The organism is Burkholderia sp. Bp8984, assembly GCF_003853755.1.
Classification (GTDB): domain Bacteria; phylum Pseudomonadota; class Gammaproteobacteria; order Burkholderiales; family Burkholderiaceae; genus Burkholderia.
Map to the genome: position 1 here is coordinate 377,319 of NZ_QTQN01000002.1, position 19,065 is coordinate 396,383.

Consider the following 19,065-nt stretch of genomic DNA (forward strand, 5'->3'; position numbering starts at 1 on the left):
TCCGGCAACGATTATGCGGACGAAAGGGCGAGTCGCGGCAGCGCGGCGAGCGCGTTAGCCGTTGTGGATAGGGACAGCGCGTGCGCGTCGATCCCGCGTAGCTCGGCGAGCACGGCACCGATGCGCGGCACCTGGTCGGGCGCATTGCGGGACTTGTACGCCCATTCGGGCGCGATGTCGGGCGCGTCGGTCTCGACGACGATCGCGTCGAGCGGCAACTGCGCGGCGAGCCGGCGGATCTGCAACGCGCGTCCGAACGTCACGTTGCCGCCGAAACCGAGATGCAGCCCCTGTGCGAGATACGCGTCGGCCTGCTGGAAACTGCCGTTGAACGCATGCGCGATGCCGCGCCGCACGCCGAAGCGGCGCAGCCCGGCGAGCACGCGGTCCTGCGACTTGCGCACGTGGCACAGCACCGGCAGGTCGAATTCCCGCGCGAGCTTGAGCTGCCCTTGATAGAAGAATTGCTGCCGCGCTTCGTCGAGCCCCGGCACGAAGTAGTCGAGCCCGATCTCGCCGATCGCGACGAAGCGCGGATCGTCGAGGCTCGCCTCGATCTCCATGCGCAGCCGGTCGAGATCCTCGTCGCGTGCGTGCGGCGTATACATCGGGTGGATGCCGAGCGCATAGACCGCGCCCGGTGTGCGCTGCGCCAGTTCGCGCACGGTCGTGAAGTTGTCGCGCCCGATGCTCGGAATCACGATGCGAGACACGCCGGCCGCACGCGCCGCCTGCGTGACCGCGTCGCGGTCGGCGTCGAATTCGGCGGCATCGAGATGGCAATGCGTATCGATCCACATGGCGGCTTTCCTGCGCCCCGCCGCAACGCCGGGACTCGTCCGGCGGCACGGCGGAGGCGTTCGTTCACACCGGCAGCGCCGGCTCCTCATGCAGCACGCCGTCGCGCAGGCGCATGATGCGGTCGCAGCGCGCGGCGAGCTCGGGATCGTGCGTGACGATCACGAAGCTCGTTTCGAGCGTCTCGGACAATTCGAGCATCAGGTTGAACACGGTATCGGCCGTCGTGCCGTCGAGGTTGCCGGTCGGCTCGTCGGCGAGCACGCAGGCCGGCTTCGTCACCAGCGCGCGCGCGATCGCGACGCGCTGCCGCTCGCCGCCCGACAGCTCGCCCGGCCGGTGCTTCGCACGCGGGCCGAGACCGACACGTTCGAGCATCGCCTGTGCCTGCGCGCGCGCGTCCTCGGTCGTCATCCGGCGGATGCGCAGCGGCATCGCGACGTTGTCGAGCGCGGTGAATTCCGGCAGCAGGTGATGGAACTGGTAGACGAAGCCGAGCGCGCGGTTGCGCAGCTCGTTGCGCTCGCGCTCGGCGAGCTGCGTAAACGGCTTGCCGAGCAGCGACACTTCGCCCGCGCTCGGCTCGTCGAGGCCGCCCAACACGTGCAGCAGCGTGCTCTTGCCGGAGCCCGACGCGCCGACGACCGCCAGCTTCTCGCCGCGCCGCACCGTCAGCTCGGTGTTGTTGAGCACCTGCACGTTGAAGCCGCCCTGCACGAACGCCTTCGTGATCCCGCGCGCCTGAAGCACGTATTCCTGCATACCTGCCGAATCCTGTCTGATGGGTTGTCGTGAATCCGCGAATGCGGTCGCGCGATCATTCATAGCGCAGCGCCTCCGCCGGCTTCACCTTCGCGCCGCGCCAGCTCGGATAGAGCGTCGCGACGGCCGACAGCACGAACGCGATCAGGCCGATCTTGATGACGTCGCCCGCGACGAGCTCGGACGGCAGCTCGCTGATGAAGTACACCGACGGCGGCAGGAACTGCACGCCGAACAGATGCTCGATCATCGGGATCAGCCACGGAATGCTCCACGCGATCAGGCAGCCGAGCGCGACGCCCGATGCGGTGCCGACGAAGCCGATCGTCACGCCCTGCACGACGAAGATCTTCATGATCGAGCCCGGCTGCGCGCCGAGCGTGCGCAGGATCGCGATGTCGGCCTGCTTGTTGGTCACCGTCATCACGAGCGACGACACGAGGTTGAACGCGGCCACCGCGATGATCAGCGTGAGGATGATGAACATCATCCGCTTCTCGATCTGCACGGCCGAGAACCAGGTCTTGTTCTGCTGGGTCCAGTCGCGGATGTACAGGCTGCCCGACAGCGTATGCGACAGCTCGACCGCGACCTGCGGCGCCTTCTGCATGTCGGTGAGCCGCAGCCGCACGCCGGTCGGCGCGGCCATCCGGAACAGCGCCTCCGCGTCGCGGATGTTGATCATCGCGAGCGTGCTGTCGTATTCGTAGTGGCCCGACTCGAACACGCCGACGACCGTGAACTGCTTGAGCCGCGGCATCATCCCGGCCGGCGTGATCGTGCCTTCGGGGGCGACGAGCGTGACCTTGTCGCCGACCGTCACGCCGAGGTTGCCGGCGAGCGCGTCGCCGAGCACGATGCCGAACTGGCCGGGCACGAGCGCGGTGAGCTGGCCCGCCTTCATGTCCTTGCCGATGTCCGACACCTGCGGTTCGAGCGACGGCTCGACGCCGCGCAGCATCACGCCGCTCACCGCGTCCTGGCGCGTGAGCAGCGCCTGCGCGTCGACGTACGGCGCCGCGCCCGTCACCGACGGATTGCGGCGCGCTTCCTGCGCGGTCAGTTGCCAGTCGGGCATCGAGCCGGTCGGCGAGAACACCTCGACGTGCGCGAGCACCGACAGCATGCGGTCGCGCACTTCCTTCTGGAAGCCGTTCATCACGGACAGCACGACGATCAGCGCCGCGACGCCGAGCGCGATCCCGAGCATCGACACGAGCGCGATGAAGGAAATGAAGCCGTTGCCGGTCGTGCGTTTGCCGGCGCGCGTGTAGCGCCAGCCGATCTGCCATTCGTACGGAAGTTTCAAGCGAATCCTTTCTGCTGGTTACGGCGGGGATGGCGGCCCGAGGCCGGAGCGCCGCCCGGGGCGCGGTCGAAAAAAGCGGTCGCCGGACGCAATCGGGCCCAATCGGACCGTCAGCCGGCCCGATCACGCGCGCAGTTTGCCATACAATGCGCACCATCATGCACGACCGACGCCTCCATTTTCTCGTTCCGTTCGCGCTGCCGTCGGCGGCCGATGCGGCCTCGTCCCTGCACACGCTGGACAGCCCCGCGCTCGAAAAGTTGCTCGCCCGCGCGAGCCTCGTCGAGCGCGTGGCCGGCGAGGACTTCCAGCGCACGCTGCCGCACGAGCGCTGGCTGGCCCGCCGGTTCGGCGCGACCCAGGGCAACGCCGCCGACGAGGCGCCGCTCGCGCCCTACATGCTGCTGGCGGACGGCGGCGACCCGGGCACCCAGGCCTGGGCATGCGTCGAGCCGGTTCACGTCGAAATCGCACACGATCACCTCGTGCTCGTCGACCCGGCGAGCCTCGCGCTCGACGACGGCGACGCCGCCGCGTTGCTGGCGGTCGCGCGCCCGCTGATCGAGGAGCTCGGCGTGCGACTGGAAGCACCGCATCCGGCGCGCTGGTACCTGTCAAGCGAGCAGCTCGCCCGCCTCGCCGGCGCCGCGCCGCTGCGCGCCAGCGGCCGCAACATCGAGATCTGGTTGCCGCACGAGGCGCACACCGGCGAACGCTCGCGGATGTGGATGAAGCTGCAGAACGAAGTGCAGATGGCGTGGTTCCAGCATCCGGTCAACGAAGCGCGCGAAGCGCGCGGGTTGCCCGCCGTCAATTCGATCTGGTTCCACGCGCAGGGCACGCTGAAGCCGGTCGGCAAGCCGTTCGCGCGCGTGCTGTCCGTGTCGCCCGCCGCGCTCGGCCTCGCGCGCGCGGCGCAGGCCGAGGCCGGCGCCGTGCCGGCCGCATTCGGCGCACTATCCGCCGCCGCCGGCGCGACGCTCGTCGAGCTGCCCACGCTGTCCGCCCCGTTCATCGAACAGGACTGGGCACGCTGGCACGACGCGCTCGCCGCGCTCGAGCGCGACTGGTTCGCGCCCGCCCTCGCCGCGCTGCAGAACGGCGAGCTGGCCGGCGTCGACTTCACGCTGTGCGGCGACACCAGCTCCGTGACGCTGCACGCGACGCGCGGCGACCTGCGCAAGTTCTGGCGCCGCCGCGCGCTGGCATCCCTGTTCGAATAACCCGACCTGTATGACCCGGATCGTTACCCGCCCCGTCGCGCCCGCCGACGCCGAAGCGCTCGCGCGCCACGGCCTGCATCCCGTCCTCGCGCGCCTGTACGCGTCGCGCGGCGTGCAGTCCCCGACCGACATCGAGACGGCGCTCGCGCGCCTCGTGCCGCCCACCGAACTGAAAGGCTGCGCGGACGCCGCGGCGCTGCTCGCCGACGCGATCGCCGACCAGCGGCGCCTGCTGGTCGTCGCCGACTACGACTGCGACGGCGCGACCGCCTGCGCGGTCGCGGTGCGCGGCCTGCGGATGTTCGGCGCGCAAATCGACTACCTGGTGCCGAACCGCTTCGAATACGGCTACGGGCTCACGCCAGAGATCGTCGAACTCGCGGCCGCGCGCAAGCCCGACCTGCTGATCACCGTCGACAACGGGATCGCGAGCGTCGCGGGCGTCGAGGCCGCGAACGCACGCGGCATCGACGTGCTCGTGACCGACCACCACCTGCCCGGCGACGCGCTGCCCGCCGCGCGCGCGATCGTCAACCCGAACCAGCCCGGCTGCGCGTTCCCGAGCAAGCACATCGCCGGCGTCGGCGTGATGTTCTACGTGCTGCTCGCGCTGCGCGCCGAGCTGCGCCGCCGCGGCGCATTCGCGAGCAAGGAAGCCGAACCGCGCCTCGACGGGCTGCTCGACCTCGTCGCGCTCGGCACCGTCGCCGACGTCGTGCGGCTCGACGGCAACAATCGCGTGCTCGTCGCACAGGGGCTGCAGCGCATCCGCAACGGCCGCATGCAGCCGGGTATCGCCGCGCTGTTCCGCGCCGCCGGCCGCGAGGCGCGCACCGCATCGGGCTTCGACCTCGGCTTCGGCCTCGGCCCGCGCCTGAACGCCGCCGGGCGGCTCTCGGACATGTCGCTCGGCATCGAGTGCCTGATCACCGACGACATCGGCCGCGCGTGGGACCTCGCGCAGCAGCTCGATGTGATGAACCGCGAGCGCCGCGAGATCGAGGCCGGCATGCAGCAGCAGGCGCTCGCCGATCTCGCCGACGTCGATCCGGCCGACGCGTGCACGATCACGCTGTTCAATCCCGAGTGGCACCAGGGCGTGATCGGCATCGTCGCCGGACGGCTCAAGGAGAAATTCCACCGCCCGTCGTTCACGTTCGCGCATGCGGACGAGGCCGGCACGCGGGTCAAGGGTTCCGGCCGCTCGATTCCCGGCTTCCACCTGCGCGATGCGCTCGACCTCGTGTCGAAGCGCGAGCCCGACCTGATCGTCGCGTTCGGCGGCCACGCGATGGCGGCCGGTCTCACGCTCGACACCGACAACGTGCCGCGCTTCGCGGCCGCGTTCGAGGCCGTCGCGCGCGAATGGTTGTCCGACGACGCGCTGGCGCGCGTGATCGAGACCGACGGCGAACTCGAGGAAGCGTATTTCACGCCGCAGTTCGTCGGGTTGCTCGACGAAGCCGTCTGGGGCCAGGGCTTTCCGGCCCCGCTTTTCTCCGGCGAATTCGACGTCGTGTCGCAGTCGCTCGTGAAGGAAAAGCACCTGAAGCTGCAACTGGCGCGCGGCCGCCAGCGCTTCAACGCGATCTGGTTCAACCACACCGAGCCGCTGCCGGCGAGCGCGCTGATCGCGTACCGCCTCGTGGCCGACACGTGGAACGGCGTGACGCGCGTCCAGCTGATCGTCGAACACGCGGCCGGCTGAGCGCCGACCGGCCGGCCACCCGGCCCGCGGCGCCCGCGGGCCATGTGCGAACCATGCGGACCACATGCGCGCCGCGCCGGACGGGGCCGCGGCGCGCGCGCAAGCACACTCCGCGTCACCGGGAAACCCTGCCGATCGGCTATAATTCCGCTTTTTTACGAAGCAAGAACAGCGAACGATCATGGAAGCGGAACGTCTCAACGCGATCGAAAGCTCCCTGCTCGACCTGCGCAACCGCGCGGGCGAGCTTCGGGGGTATCTTTGACTACGACGCCAAAGCTGCGCGTCTGACCGAAGTCAACAAGGAACTCGAGGACCCGAACGTCTGGAACGATTCGAAGAACGCCCAGGCACTCGGCCGCGAGAAAAAGCTGCTCGAAGGCGTCGTCACGACGCTGACGGCGCTCGATAGCGACCTGCGCGATGCGCTCGACCTGTTCGAGCTCGCACGCGAGGAAGGCGACGAAGACACCCTCGTCGCATCGGAAGACGACGCGAAGAAGCTCGAAGCACGCGTCGGCGACATCGAGTTCCGCCGGATGTTCTCGAACCCGGCCGACCCGAACAACTGCTTCATCGACATCCAGGCCGGCGCCGGCGGCACCGAGGCGTGCGACTGGGCATCGATGCTGCTGCGCCAGTACCTGCGCTACTGCGAACGCAAGGGCTTCAAGGCCGAGGTGCTCGAAGAGTCCGACGGCGACGTCGCCGGCATCAAGAACGCGACGGTCAAGGTCACGGGCGAATACGCATACGGCTTCCTGCGCACCGAAACGGGCATCCATCGCCTCGTGCGCAAGTCGCCGTTCGACTCGTCGGGCGGCCGTCACACGTCGTTCTCGTCGGTGTTCGTCTATCCGGAAATCGACGATTCGATCGAAGTCGAGATCAACCCGGCCGACCTGCGCATCGACACGTACCGCGCCTCGGGCGCGGGCGGCCAGCACATCAACAAGACCGACTCCGCGGTGCGGATCACGCACATGCCGACCGGTATCGTCGTGCAGTGCCAGAACGACCGCTCGCAGCACCGCAACCGCGCCGAAGCAATGGCGATGCTGAAATCGCGCCTGTACGAAGTCGAAATGCGCAAGCGCCAGGCCGAACAGGACAAGCTCGAATCGAGCAAGACCGATGTGGGCTGGGGCCACCAGATCCGTTCGTACGTGCTCGACCAGAGCCGCGTGAAGGACCTGCGCACGAACGTCGAAATGAGCAACACGAGAGCCGTCCTCGACGGCGATCTCGACGACTTCATCAGCGCGAGCCTCAAACAGGGCGTGTAAGCGCCGCGGCGCGGCCCCTCCGGTCGCGCCGCCCTTCCCGTTGCGTTGCCGCACCCACTCCGAATTCCGACCATCATGACCGAACCGACCCAAACGCAGCCCGCCGTCGCGGCGGACGAAAACCAGATCATCGCCGAGCGCCGCGAGAAGCTGCGCGCACTGCGCGAGCAAGGCGTCGCCTATCCGAACGATTTCCGGCCGACGCATCACGCCGCCGATCTCCAGGTGAAATTCGCCGACTCGGACAAGGCCGCGCTCGAAGCGAACCCGGTCGAGGTGTCGGTCGCCGGCCGCATGATGCTCAAGCGCGTGATGGGCAAGGCGAGCTTCGCGACGGTGCAGGACGGTTCGGGCCAGATCCAGTTCTTCGTGACGCCGAACGACGTCGGCGCGGAAACCTACGACGCATTCAAGAAGTGGGACCTGGGCGACATCGTCGCCGCACGCGGCGTGCTGTTCCGCACCAACAAGGGCGAGCTGTCGGTCCAGTGCAAGGAACTGCGCCTGCTGTCGAAGGCGCTGCGTCCGCTGCCGGACAAGTTCCACGGCCTCGCCGACCAGGAAATGCGCTATCGCCAGCGCTATGTCGACCTGATCGTCACGCCGGAAACGCGCGACACGTTCCGCGCGCGCACCAAGACCATCGCGTCGATCCGCAAGTTCATGGACAACGCCGACTTCATGGAAGTCGAGACGCCGATGCTGCACCCGATCCCGGGCGGCGCCGCGGCCAAGCCGTTCGTCACGCACCACAACGCGCTCGACATGCAGATGTTCTTGCGCATCGCGCCGGAGCTGTACCTGAAGCGCCTGATCGTCGGCGGTTTCGAACGCGTGTTCGAGATCAACCGCAACTTCCGGAATGAAGGCGTGTCGCCGCGCCACAACCCGGAATTCACGATGATGGAGTTCTACGCCGCGTACACCGACTACCGCTGGCTGATGGACTTCACCGAGCAGCTGATCCGCCAGGCGGCGATCGATGCGCTCGGCACCGCGACGATCCAGTACCAGGGCCGCGAGCTCGATCTCGCGAAGCCGTTCCACCGCCTGACGATCACGCAGGCGATCCAGAAGTACGCGCCGCAGTACACCGACGGCCAGCTGTCGGACGACGCGTTCCTGCGTTCCGAACTGAAGCGCCTCGGCGTCGACGTGTCGCAGCCGGCCTTCCTGAACGCCGGCATCGGCGCGCTGCAGCTCGCGCTGTTCGAGGAAACCGCCGAATCGCAGCTGTGGGAGCCGACCTACATCATCGACTACCCGGTCGAAGTGTCGCCGCTCGCACGCGCGTCGGACACGGTGCCGGGCATCACCGAGCGTTTCGAGCTGTTCATGACCGGCCGCGAGATCGCGAACGGCTTCTCGGAGCTGAACGATCCGGAAGACCAGGCCGCGCGCTTCAAGAAGCAGGTCGAGCAGAAGGATGCCGGCGACGAGGAAGCGATGTTCTTCGACGCCGACTACATCCGCGCGCTCGAACACGGGATGCCGCCGACGGGCGGTTGCGGGATCGGCATCGACCGTCTCGTGATGCTGCTGACCGACAGCCCGACGATCCGCGACGTGCTGCTGTTCCCGCACCTGCGCCGCGAAGACTGACGGCGTGCCAGCGTGTGCGCCGCGCCCTGCGGCGCGCACGCGTCAGCTTTGTAACCACGCGTAAATCCCGCCTGCCGGCGTTCACCGGTTTTCGATCCTCCCCCGTTTTATTCCCTCGTCGCGACGGCCTTCTCCGGGTTTTCCCTGTAGCAAACGCCGATCCCGCGCTGCAATTCGTTACACCTTGATACGGTGCGCCGCTCGCTCGTGGACGACACTCCTGTTGCGTCACCACGCATGACCACGGGACCAGAACGAGGCGCCGGAACGCCAAGTCTGCTCGCTCCCGAGCGTGGGATCCGGCCAGCGCCAACGTGCAAAACCGGGTCGACACCGGAGAAGAAAATGGACAACCAGAATCAAACCACGCCGCAAAAGCAACGCCTGCACCCGCTCATCGCGACCGCCGCAGGCGCCGTCATCGTCGCCAGCCTCGCCGCCACTGCCGCGATCACGGGCATCTTCCCGAAGGCCAGCAGCAACAACGCGCAGAACGGCCAGACCCAGGCCGCGCTGATCGCGTCGCAGCCGGCCGTCGATACGGCCGCGGCAGCCAGCGCCGCGCTCGCCGCGCAAGCGCAGCAGCAGGCAGCCGAACAGGCCGCGCAGAAGGCTGCGGCCGAGAAAGCCGCTGCTGAGAAAGCAGCTGCGGCACAAGCCGAGCCGCGGCCCGCGCCGCGCCCGGCAGCCACGCACCACCGCCATACGCCGGCACCGCAACCGCCGCAATACGCGCAACAGCCGTCCGCACCCGCGCAGCCGGCCTATTGCCAGACCTGCGGCACGGTCGTCGCGATCACGCAGACGCGCACGCCGGGCCAGAGCTCGGGGATCGGCGCGGTCGGCGGCGCAGCGGCCGGCGGCCTGCTCGGCAACCAGTTCGGTCACGGCAACGGCCGCACCGCGATGACGATCATCGGCGCGCTCGGCGGCGGTCTCGCCGGCAACCAGGTCGAGAAGCAGGTGCGCGCGGAAACCGACTACCAGGTGCAGGTCCAGATGGAAAGCGGCGCGACGCGCACGTTCACGTACCACAACCCGCCGCCGTTCGGCCAGGGCCAGCGCGTGCGGATCGAGAACGGCACGCTGGTCGGCTCGTAATGCATGACGAATCGCCGCGCGGCTCTTGCGCCGCGCGGAAATGAAAAAGGCTCGTGACGCGTCACGAGCCTTTTTCTTTTGCGGGAGCGTTGCCGGCGCCACGCGGTGCGGGCGTCGGCGCGAACCTCAGTCTTCGTCGTCGAAGTCCGATTCGTCGATCCAGTGGGCCTGGATCGCTTCGAGGATCTTCTCGCCCGAGTGCGCCGGGTCGTCGGTGAAGCCGTCCAGCTCGATGACCCATTGGCGCAGGTCGACGAAATTGACCCGCTGCGGATCGACGTCCGGATGCTTCTCTGCCAGCGCGATGGCGATTTCGCGCGAATCGGTCCATTTCATGGCCTGCTCTCCCGTATACGTGGCGAGTCCGCCCCGCCGATCCGTCAGTGATTTTCCTTCGCGTGGTTGATCGAGTACTTCGGGATCTCGACCACCAGGTCCGAATCTTCCTTCACGATCGCCTGGCACGACAGGCGTGATGTCGGCTCGAGGCCCCATGCCTTGTCGAGCAGGTCGTCTTCGTCCTCCTCGGACGGCTCGAGATCGTTGAAGCCCTCGCGGATCACCACGTGGCAGGTCGTGCACGCGCACGACTTCTCGCACGCATGCTCGATCTCGATCCCGTGGTCGAGCAGGTTGTCGCAAATACTCTTGCCGGGCGTCGCGTCGATCACTGCGCCGTCCGGGCACAGTTCGACGTGAGGCAGCACCACCAGTTGAGGCATGTCCGTTCCGTCAGTCAGGGTGCGGCGGCTGGCGCCGCACGGTTCAATATCGTGCGGGCCGTCGCCGGCCCGCATGCAGTTCGTTCGTTCAGATCTCGTCGAGGCGGCGGCCCGACAGTGCGCGCTTGATGCTCTTGTCCATCCGGCGCGCCGCGAATTCGTCGGTGCCGTCGGCCAGCGTCTTGGTCGCGGTCTCGATCGCGTCCGTGTCGTCGCCCTGCGCGATCATGCGCAGCGCCGCGACGAGCGCGTCGACCTGCGTGCGTTCGGCGTCGTCGAGCAATTCGCCGTCGGCCGCCAGCGCCGCCTGCGTCGCCTCGATCATCCGCTCGGCCTCGACCTGCGCTTCGCGCAGCGCGCGTGCCCGCATGTCGATCTCGGCGGTCTTGAAGCTGTCCTCGAGCATCTTCGCGATGTCGTCGTCGGCGAGGCCGTACGACGGCTTCACGACGACCGACGCCTCGACGCCCGAATGCTGCTCGCGCGCGAACACCGACAGCAGCCCGTCCGCATCGACCTGGTAGGTCACGCGGATGCGCGCCGCACCGGCCGTCATCGGCGGGATGCCGCGCAGCTCGAAGCGCGCGAGCGAGCGGCAGTCGGCGACGAGCTCGCGCTCGCCCTGCACGACGTGGATTGCCATCGCGGTCTGGCCGTCCTTGAAGGTCGTGAATTCCTGCGCACGCGCGATCGGAATCGTCGAATTGCGCGGAATGATCTTCTCGACGAGACCGCCCATCGTCTCGACGCCGAGCGACAGCGGGATCACGTCGAGCAGCAGCCAGTCGTCGCCGCTGCCGCGATTGCCGGCGAGCAGGTCGGCCTGGATCGCCGCGCCGAGCGCGACGACCTGGTCCGGATCGAGGTTGACGAGCGGCGGCTGGCCGAAATACTTCGCGACCGCCTCGCGGATCACCGGCATGCGCGTCGCGCCGCCGACCAGCACGACGCCCTTGATGTCGGCCGGGCTCACCTGCGCATCGCGCAGGGCCTTGCGGGTCGGCGTCAGCGTACGCTGCACGAGCGGCTCGACGAGCGCGGCGAACGTGTCGTGCGAGATCGTCTGCACGAGGTGTGCACCGGTCGACAGCGTCACGTCGAGCGACGCCTGCGGCGCGGACGACAGCGCTTCCTTCAGCACGCGCACGCGATCGAGCAGCAGGCGCACGTCCTCGGGCGCGAGCGCCTTCGGGTCGATGCCGGCCTGCGCAAGTACGTGACCGAACAGCGCGTGGTCGAAATCGTCGCCGCCGAGTGCGGAATCGCCGCCCGCGGCCAGCACTTCGAATACGCCCTTCGTCAGCTTCAGGATCGACAGGTCGAACGTGCCGCCGCCGAGGTCGTACACCGCGTAGAGGCCTTCGGCCGCGTTGTCGAGACCATAGGCGATCGCGGCCGCAGTCGGTTCGTTCAACAGGCGCAGCACGTTGAGGCCCGCGAGGCGCGCGGCGTCCTTCGTCGCCTGGCGCTGCGCGTCGTCGAAGTACGCGGGCACCGTGATCACCGCGCCGACCAGGTCGTCGCCGAGCGTGTCTTCCGCACGGTAACGCAGCGTCGCGAGAATCTCGGCCGACACTTCGACCGGGCTCTTCACGCCGTCGATCGTGCGGATCTGCACCATGCCGGGTGCATCGACGAATTCGTACGGCGCGTTCGCCGCGCCTTCGACCTCGGCCTTGCCGCGGCCCATGAAGCGCTTGACCGACACGATCGTGTTGCGCGGATCGGTCGCGGCCTGCTCCTTCGCTTCGTGACCGATGCGGCGGCCGCCCTTCTCCAGATAACGGACCACCGACGGCAGCAGCGCGCGGCCCGCTTCGTCCGGCAGCACTTCGGGCACGCTGTTGCGCACGGCCGCGACGAGCGAGTTCGTCGTGCCGAGATCGATCCCGACAGCGAGTCGCCGCTGGTGCGGCGCCGGCGCCATGCCCGGTTCGGAAATTTGCAGTAAAGCCATCTTGGTTCGTTCGGGCGCTCGGCCCGTTTGCTGCGCGTGCCGCGAGGCACGCGGTTAAGTTTCGAGGCGCTCGATCTGCGCGCCCACTTCCGACGCGACCCGTTCGATGAACATCAGCTGGCGCACGGCCTCGGCGGCGGCCTGGTCGGCCGCGCTGTCGAGCAGCGTGCCGAGGCGCTCGAGGCGCACGCGCTTTTCGTCGCGCAGCTCGGCGAGCAGCGCATCGAGCGCGTCGACGTTGCGGGCAGCCGCGGCATCCTCGATGCCTTCGCGCCACTCCATCTGCTGCATCAGGAACGCGGGCTCCATCGCGGTGTTGTTTTCGGCACCGATGTCGACGCCGCGCAGCGACAGCAGATAGGTCGCGCGCTTCAGCGGATCGCGCAGCGTGCGGTAGGCTTCGTTCGCACGGGTCGCCCATTGCATCGCGATGCGCTTTTGCGCGTCGCCGGCCGCCGCGAAGCGGTCCGGGTGCACCTGCGTCTGCACCGTGCGATAGGCGCTGTCGAGCGCCGTCTCGTCGAGCGCGAATTGCGCCGGCAGGTGAAACAGATCGAAGTGGCTGTCTTTCAGCGAAACCATCGTCGCGTTCAATTCCGGTTCGTCGCGCGGCAAACGCCGCACATTAAAAAGGCGGCCCGTGCCGCCTCTTGCCCGCATCGCGCGGAAACCCGCGTCACACGCGGAACGATTCGCCGCAGCCGCACTCGTCCTTCACGTTCGGGTTGTTGAACTTGAACCCCTCGTTCAGGCCTTCGCGTGCGAAGTCGAGCTCGGTGCCGTCGATGTACGCGAGGCTCTTCGGGTCGACGACGACCTTCACGCCATGGCTCTCGAACACCTGATCCTCGGGAGCCAGCTCGTCGACATACTCGAGCTTGTACGCGAGCCCCGAGCACCCGGTCGTGCGAACGCCAAGCCGCAGGCCCACACCCTTGCCGCGACGGACGAGGTATTTCTGGACGTGCTGTGCTGCTTTTTCGGTCAGTGTAATTGCCATGATGTCCTTGCCGCGGCGCGCCACCCGGGCCCGCCGCGATCCTTCACAAGCCGCTCGATGCCGCTCAGGCTGCTGCCTGATCGCCTTCCTTGGTGTCGTGGCGCTTCTTGTAGTCGGCCACGGCTGCCTTGATCGCGTCTTCCGCGAGAATCGAGCAGTGAATCTTCACCGGCGGCAGGGCCAGCTCTTCGGCGATCTGCGTGTTCTTGATCGACAGTGCCTCGTCGAGGGTCTTGCCCTTCACCCACTCGGTCACGAGCGAGCTCGACGCGATGGCCGAGCCGCAACCGTACGTCTTGAACTTCGCGTCTTCGATCACGCCGTCCGCGCCGACGCGGATCTGCAGCTTCATCACGTCGCCGCAGGCCGGCGCGCCGACCATGCCCGTGCCGACCGCGTCGTCGTCTTTCGCGAACGAACCGACGTTACGCGGGTTTTCGTAGTGATCCAGAACCTTGTTGCTGTATGACATGACTCAAACTCCTTGACTCGTTACGTCTGCGTGCGCAAATCCGCCCGCGAATGTATTCAATGCGGTGTTCAGTGTGCGGCCCATTCGATCGTCGACAGATCGATGCCTTCCTGGTGCATTTCCCAGAGCGGCGACAGTTCGCGCAGCTTCGCGATCTTGCTGTTCAGCAGGTTGATCACGAAGTCGACGTCCTGCTCCGTCGTGAAGCGGCCGACCGTGAAGCGGATCGAGCTGTGCGCGAGTTCGTCGTTGCGGCCGAGTGCACGCAGCACGTACGACGGCTCCAGCGACGCCGACGTGCAAGCGGAGCCCGACGACACCGCGACGTCCTTGATCGCCATGATCAGCGACTCGCCTTCGACGAAGTTGAAGCTGATGTTCAGGTTGTGCGGGACACGGTGCTCCATGTCGCCGTTCACGTACGTTTCCTCGATCTGCGACAGGCCGCGCAGCAGCTTGTCGCGCAGCATGCGGATGCGCTCGTTCTCGGTCGCCATTTCTTCACGCGCGATGCGGAACGCTTCGCCCATGCCGACGATCTGGTGTGTCGCCAGCGTGCCAGAACGCATGCCGCGCTCGTGGCCGCCGCCGTGCATCTGCGCTTCGATGCGCACGCGCGGCTTGCGACGCACGTACAGCGCGCCGATGCCCTTCGGGCCGTAGGTCTTGTGCGCCGAGAACGACATCAGGTCGACCTTCAGCTTCGCGAGGTCGATCTCGACCTTGCCGGTCGACTGTGCGGCGTCCACGTGGAACACGATGCCCTTCTCGCGGCAGATCTCGCCGATCGTCTCGATGTCCTGGATCACGCCGATCTCGTTGTTCACGTGCATCACGGATACGAGGATCGTGTCCGGGCGCAGCGCGGCCTTGAACACGTCGAGGTCGATCAGGCCGTCTTCCTTCACGTCGAGATAGGTGACTTCGAAGCCGTCGCGCTCGAGCTCGCGGCAGGTGTCGAGCACGGCCTTGTGCTCGGTCTTCACCGTGACGATGTGCTTGCCCTTGCCCTTGTAGAAGTTCGCGGCACCCTTGATCGCAAGGTTGTCCGATTCCGTTGCGCCGGACGTCCAGATGATCTCGCGCGGATCCGCGTTCACGAGCGCAGCCACCTGTTCGCGCGCTTCCTCGACCGCGCGCTCGGCATCCCAGCCGTACGCGTGGCTACGCGATGCCGGGTTGCCGAACTGCTCGCGCAGGTACGGCACCATCTTGTCGACCACGCGCGGGTCGACCGGCGTCGTCGCGCTGTAATCCATGTAGATGGGTAGGTGGAGAGTCTCTTGGGTCATCTGTCGCTCCGGGTATTCTGTGCAGGGACTATGTGCGTTATGGGGTGTGCGGCGCGTTCGCGCTCACGAACTCGCGATGTTGAACACCGAATTGGGACCGAGCGGCATCGTGCGCACCGGTTCGGCCGGCGCCGCGGCGGGCTCCGGTGCGCGCCGGTCGCGCAGCACCGCGGGCGCGCCCTCGCGTGCGCGCTGCTGATCGACGAGATCCTGCAGCGATACCGAATCGAGGTATTCGACCATTTTCTGGTTCAGGGTCGACCACAGCTCGTGCGTCATGCAATGGCCGTCGGGCTGCTTCGAGCCGTCGCACGTGCCTTTGCCGCCGCACTGCGTGGCGTCGAGCGGTTCATCGACCGCGATGATGATGTCGGCGACGGTGACGTCCTGCGCGCGACGCGCGAGGTTGTAGCCGCCGCCCGGGCCGCGCACGGATTCGACGATTTCATGCCTGCGCAGCTTGCCGAACAGCTGTTCGAGATACGAGAGCGAAATCCGCTGGCGCTGGCTGATGCCTGCAAGCGTCACCGGGCCCTGCTCCTGGCGCAGTGCCAAGTCAATCATCGCCGTGACGGCGAAACGGCCTTTGGTGGTGAGTCTCATGGTGTCTAGGGGACTGCAATCTTGACGATTTTGGTCAAGTATAAATATTTGACGTTTTTAGTCAAGTATCCATGTCTTCGACAGGGTATTCGCAGACCGCTGAATACCCCGCCACGATCAGCGTGCGGTACCGCTCCGGAGGGTGTCCAGCAGGCCCGCGCACGCGCGCTCGACCTGGTCGAGCACCTGTTCGAAGCCCTGCGCGCCGCCGAAATAAGGATCGGCCACTTCGGTCCCGGCCGCCCCCGGCGCGAATTCCATCAGGAGGCGCACCTTGTCGCGATGCCCGGGCGGGCAGCGCCGCCGCAATTCCGCGAGATTGGCTTCGTCCATCGCCAGCAGCAGGTCGAACCGCTCGAAATCCGCCGCGCTCACCTGCCGCGCCCGCAGCGCCGACAGGTCGTAGCCGCGGGTGCGGGCCGCCGCCTGCGCGCGCGTGTCGGGCGGCTCGCCGACGTGCCAGTCGCCGGTACCGGCCGAATCGACCTCGATCCGGTCGGCCAGCCCGGCCGCGTCCACCTGGTGGCGCATCACGCCTTCTGCAGTGGGCGAACGGCAGATATTGCCGAGACAGACGAAACAGATCGCAACGCGGGTCATCGCACTATCGGAAAGCCGCGGCGAGCCGCGCGGGAGAACAACGCGCCATTATACAAAGGCGCCCGGAATCGCGCCGCCGCGCAAAGCGACGGCGGCGTGCCTTACAGCGCCTTGGGTGCGGCGAGCACGACGTCGCCAGATGCGGCCGGCAACGGTGTCGCCGCGTCGTCGACCAGCCCGAACGACACCGCGCGCGCGAGTTCCGCCGATGCCTGATGAACGGCGATCGGTCCACTCGCCGGCGCGTCGGCCATCGCGTGCAGATAAGCGGCCGCGGCGAGCGGAACGACGATTGCCAGCGGCCAGTACATCGATATTGTCTTTTTCATGATGCGGCTCCTTGACCTCATGCCCCGAAACCCGATTCCGGGGACTACAGGCAGGATTCTATAGACCGCACCTATCAAGATAAATACATGAATAGCGAACGCACTGTTGCCACCCGATGAACAGTCGTCAGCCCAGGTGGCTTTGCGAGGCCGCGTACAGTTCGCGGAACGTCCGGCCGGTCGGCGTCGGCATGTCGCGCGTGTCCATCCAGCCACCCATCATCGGCAGGCGCCGCAGCGTGCCGCCGTTGCCGCCCAGCCGCTCGAGGATCCGTACCGCGAGCTTGGTCGTCAGCGCGTAAAGGAGCGGCCGGCGCGCGACAAAGCCCCACGCGGCGAGCGCGGCGCGCTCGCGCCACGGCCGCAGGTGCCGCTCGACCTGTTTCTCGCGCAGCGTGCGCAGCAGGTGCGACAGCGGGATTCCGGCCGGGCACACGCTGTCGCATTCGCCGCACAGCGTCGCGGCCTGCGGCAGGTCGAGCGCACGGTCGATCCCGACGTAGCTCGGCGTCAATACCGACCCCATCGGGCCCGGATAGACCCATCCGTACGCGTGCCCGCCGACCTTCTGGTACACCGGGCAATGGTTCATGCACGCGCCGCAGCGGATGCAGCGCAGCATCTCCTGGAATTCGCCGCCGATCAGGCCCGTGCGGCCGCCGTCGACGAGCACCACGTAGTTGTGTTCCGGGCCGTCCTCGTCGCCGGGGCCGCGCGGCCCGGTCAGCACCGAGAAGTAGTTCGAGGTCTTCTGGCCGGTCGCCGAGCGCGGCAGCAGACGCATCGCGGTCGCGAGATCCTCGAGCGTCGGCAGCACCTTCTCGATGCCCGTCACCGCGACATGCACGCGCGGCATCACCGTGCACATCCCTTCGTTGCCTTCGTTCGTGACGAGCGCAACCGACCCCGTCTCGGCGATCACGAAGTTGCCGCCCGTCACGCCCATGTCGGCCGACAGGAAATGCGGGCGCAGCACCTCGCGCGCCTCGCGCGTCATGTCCGGAATCTCGGTCAGCCGCTCGCGGTGGTGCGTGCGCGCGAACAGGTCGGCGATCTCGTCCTTGTCCTTGTGCACGACGGGCGCGATGATGTGGCTCGGCGGCTCGTTGTCGTTGATCTGCAGGATGTATTCACCGAGGTCCGTCTCGATCGACTGCACGCCCATCTCGGCAAGCACCGCGTTCAGGCGCATTTCCTCGGACACCATCGACTTCGTCTTGATGACCTTCTTCACGTCGTGGCGCCGCGCGATGTCGGCGACGAGCCGCGCGGCGTCCGCGGTCGTTTCCGCGAACAGCACCGTCGTGCCGCGCCGCGTCGCTTCGCGCTCGAACGCCTCGAGCCACACGTCGAGGTTCTCCAGCGCACGGTTGCGGCGCGCCTTCAGCGCGGCGCGCGTCGCCTGGAAGTCGATCGCGGTCATCGCATCGGCGCGCGCGGACACGAACTTCGTCGACAGCTTCTTCAGGTTCTGCTGCAGGCGCTGGTCGGCCAGCTTCTGGCCGGCGCGCGCCTTGAAATGCATCGATTGAACTTGCATCGCGGTATCGAGGAAAAGTAAGCGGGAACCGGGCGTCAGACGTCGCCCGCCAGCACCTGCGCGACGTGCAGCACGCGGGTGTCGCGGTCGCCCGTGCGGCGCAACCGCCCTTCGATGTTCAGCATGCAGCCGAGATCGCCGAGCACGACGGCGCCCGCACCGGACGCGCGCACGTTCGCGCACTTTTCGTCCGCGATGGCCGCCGAAATGTCGCCGTACTTGACCGCGAACGTGCCGCCGAAGCCGCAGCAGTGCTCGCAGTCCTTCATCTCGGTGACGGCCACGCCGCGCTGCGCGAGCAGCGCGCGCGGCTGCGCCTTCACGCCGAGCTCGCGCAGGCCCGAGCATGAGTCGTGATAGGTAACGGGCCCCGTGAATTCGCCGGGGGCGAGCGTCACCTTCGCGACGTTCGCGAGGAAATCGGTCAGTTCGTAGACTTTCTGCTGGAGTCGCGCATAGCGCCCCATCAGTTCGGGGTCGTCGCGGAACAGGTCGCCGTAGTGCGCGCGGATCATGCCGCCACACGAGCCCGACGGCGCGACGACGTAGTCGAACTGCTCGAACTCGCGCAGCGTCTTTTCGGCGAGATCCCGTGCGAGCGCGCGGTCGCCCGAGTTGTAGGCCGGCTGGCCGCAGCAGGTTTGCGCGGGCGGCACGAACACTTCGTAGCCGGCTTCGCGAATCAGTTTCAGCGCGGAAAAGCCGATTTCCGGACGCATCAGGTCGACCAGGCAGGTCACGAACAAACCGACTCGCATACG

At 67.5% G+C, this 19,065-nt stretch carries 20 protein-coding genes; 5 read left to right on the forward strand and 15 right to left on the reverse strand.

What is annotated here, in order from left to right; translation table 11 throughout:
• Window positions 1–11 precede the first annotated feature (11 nt).
• From DID98_RS03900 to DID98_RS03910, 3 genes are all read right to left on the reverse strand, one after another.
• Window positions 12–800: a TatD family hydrolase gene (locus DID98_RS03900; RefSeq protein ID WP_044848181.1), complete on the reverse strand. Its 789-nt coding sequence runs from the start codon at window positions 798–800 to the stop codon at window positions 12–14.
• Between the two features lie 64 nt (window positions 801–864).
• Complete coding sequence (gene lolD / locus DID98_RS03905) at window positions 865–1,623, reverse strand: lipoprotein-releasing ABC transporter ATP-binding protein LolD (RefSeq protein WP_081051465.1); 759 nt, start codon at window positions 1,621–1,623, stop codon at window positions 865–867.
• A complete protein-coding gene (locus DID98_RS03910; protein ID WP_124570262.1) occupies window positions 1,616–2,869 on the reverse strand; it encodes a lipoprotein-releasing ABC transporter permease subunit in 1,254 nt (417 codons plus the stop codon). Before DID98_RS03910 ends, lolD begins: the two co-directional genes overlap by 8 nt.
• A gap of 146 nt (window positions 2,870–3,015) precedes the next feature.
• On the opposite strand from DID98_RS03910, the gene DID98_RS03915 reads away from it, so the two are divergent.
• From DID98_RS03915 to DID98_RS03935, 5 genes are all read left to right on the forward strand, one after another.
• On the forward strand, window positions 3,016–4,092 hold the full coding sequence (locus tag DID98_RS03915; RefSeq protein ID WP_044848184.1) for a hypothetical protein: 1,077 nt from the start codon (window positions 3,016–3,018) through the stop codon (window positions 4,090–4,092).
• Window positions 4,093–4,102: 10 nt separating this feature from the next.
• Window positions 4,103–5,800, forward strand: a complete 1,698-nt coding sequence (gene recJ, locus DID98_RS03920; RefSeq protein WP_124488305.1) for a single-stranded-DNA-specific exonuclease RecJ — start codon at window positions 4,103–4,105, stop codon at window positions 5,798–5,800.
• Between the two features lie 181 nt (window positions 5,801–5,981).
• Window positions 5,982–7,086 (forward strand): peptide chain release factor 2 gene (gene prfB / locus DID98_RS03925; RefSeq protein WP_124488306.1). Its coding sequence is split into 2 segments (ribosomal slippage): window positions 5,982–6,062 and window positions 6,064–7,086, totalling 1,104 coding nucleotides; the frame shifts between segments, so codons are not numbered across the junction.
• A gap of 75 nt (window positions 7,087–7,161) precedes the next feature.
• A complete protein-coding gene (gene lysS / locus DID98_RS03930; protein ID WP_124488307.1) occupies window positions 7,162–8,688 on the forward strand; it encodes a lysine--tRNA ligase in 1,527 nt (508 codons plus the stop codon).
• Between the two features lie 345 nt (window positions 8,689–9,033).
• A complete protein-coding gene (locus DID98_RS03935; protein WP_124522148.1) occupies window positions 9,034–9,789 on the forward strand; it encodes a glycine zipper 2TM domain-containing protein in 756 nt (251 codons plus the stop codon).
• 126 nt (window positions 9,790–9,915) lie between these two features.
• On the opposite strand, the gene iscX is transcribed toward DID98_RS03935, so the two are convergent.
• The 12 genes from iscX to DID98_RS03995 all read right to left on the reverse strand — a co-directional run bounded on the left by iscX (window position 9,916) and on the right by DID98_RS03995 (window position 19,062).
• A complete protein-coding gene (iscX, locus tag DID98_RS03940; RefSeq protein ID WP_124522150.1) occupies window positions 9,916–10,125 on the reverse strand; it encodes a Fe-S cluster assembly protein IscX in 210 nt (69 codons plus the stop codon).
• Window positions 10,126–10,169: 44 nt separating this feature from the next.
• A complete protein-coding gene (gene fdx, locus DID98_RS03945; protein WP_044848189.1) occupies window positions 10,170–10,511 on the reverse strand; it encodes an ISC system 2Fe-2S type ferredoxin in 342 nt (113 codons plus the stop codon).
• An 88-nt stretch (window positions 10,512–10,599) separates the two neighbouring features.
• The gene (hscA, locus tag DID98_RS03950) at window positions 10,600–12,468 is read right to left on the reverse strand and encodes a Fe-S protein assembly chaperone HscA (protein WP_124570264.1); all 1,869 of its coding nucleotides are present in this window, start codon (window positions 12,466–12,468) and stop codon (window positions 10,600–10,602) included.
• A gap of 54 nt (window positions 12,469–12,522) precedes the next feature.
• The gene (gene hscB, locus DID98_RS03955) at window positions 12,523–13,050 is read right to left on the reverse strand and encodes a Fe-S protein assembly co-chaperone HscB (RefSeq protein ID WP_044848201.1); all 528 of its coding nucleotides are present in this window, start codon (window positions 13,048–13,050) and stop codon (window positions 12,523–12,525) included.
• Between the two features lie 94 nt (window positions 13,051–13,144).
• A complete protein-coding gene (iscA, locus tag DID98_RS03960) occupies window positions 13,145–13,468 on the reverse strand; it encodes an iron-sulfur cluster assembly protein IscA (RefSeq protein ID WP_011885413.1) in 324 nt (107 codons plus the stop codon).
• 64 nt (window positions 13,469–13,532) lie between these two features.
• Window positions 13,533–13,940, reverse strand: a complete 408-nt coding sequence (gene iscU, locus DID98_RS03965) for a Fe-S cluster assembly scaffold IscU (RefSeq protein WP_009691729.1) — start codon at window positions 13,938–13,940, stop codon at window positions 13,533–13,535.
• Between the two features lie 68 nt (window positions 13,941–14,008).
• Window positions 14,009–15,232, reverse strand: a complete 1,224-nt coding sequence (locus tag DID98_RS03970; RefSeq protein WP_044848191.1) for an IscS subfamily cysteine desulfurase — start codon at window positions 15,230–15,232, stop codon at window positions 14,009–14,011.
• A 63-nt stretch (window positions 15,233–15,295) separates the two neighbouring features.
• Window positions 15,296–15,835, reverse strand: coding sequence for a Fe-S cluster assembly transcriptional regulator IscR (gene iscR / locus DID98_RS03975; protein WP_006760276.1), 540 nt, complete (start codon window positions 15,833–15,835; stop codon window positions 15,296–15,298).
• A gap of 117 nt (window positions 15,836–15,952) precedes the next feature.
• Window positions 15,953–16,435 carry a low molecular weight protein-tyrosine-phosphatase gene (locus DID98_RS03980; protein ID WP_124488311.1) on the reverse strand — a complete coding sequence of 161 codons (483 nt, stop codon included), beginning with the start codon at window positions 16,433–16,435 and terminating at the stop codon, window positions 15,953–15,955.
• A gap of 101 nt (window positions 16,436–16,536) precedes the next feature.
• A complete protein-coding gene (locus DID98_RS03985) occupies window positions 16,537–16,764 on the reverse strand; it encodes a hypothetical protein (RefSeq protein ID WP_124488312.1) in 228 nt (75 codons plus the stop codon).
• Between the two features lie 127 nt (window positions 16,765–16,891).
• Window positions 16,892–18,304, reverse strand: a complete 1,413-nt coding sequence (locus DID98_RS03990; RefSeq protein WP_044848194.1) for a lactate utilization protein B — start codon at window positions 18,302–18,304, stop codon at window positions 16,892–16,894.
• 35 nt (window positions 18,305–18,339) lie between these two features.
• On the reverse strand, window positions 18,340–19,062 hold the full coding sequence (locus tag DID98_RS03995) for a (Fe-S)-binding protein (RefSeq protein WP_124570265.1): 723 nt from the start codon (window positions 19,060–19,062) through the stop codon (window positions 18,340–18,342).
• Window positions 19,063–19,065 lie beyond the last annotated feature (3 nt).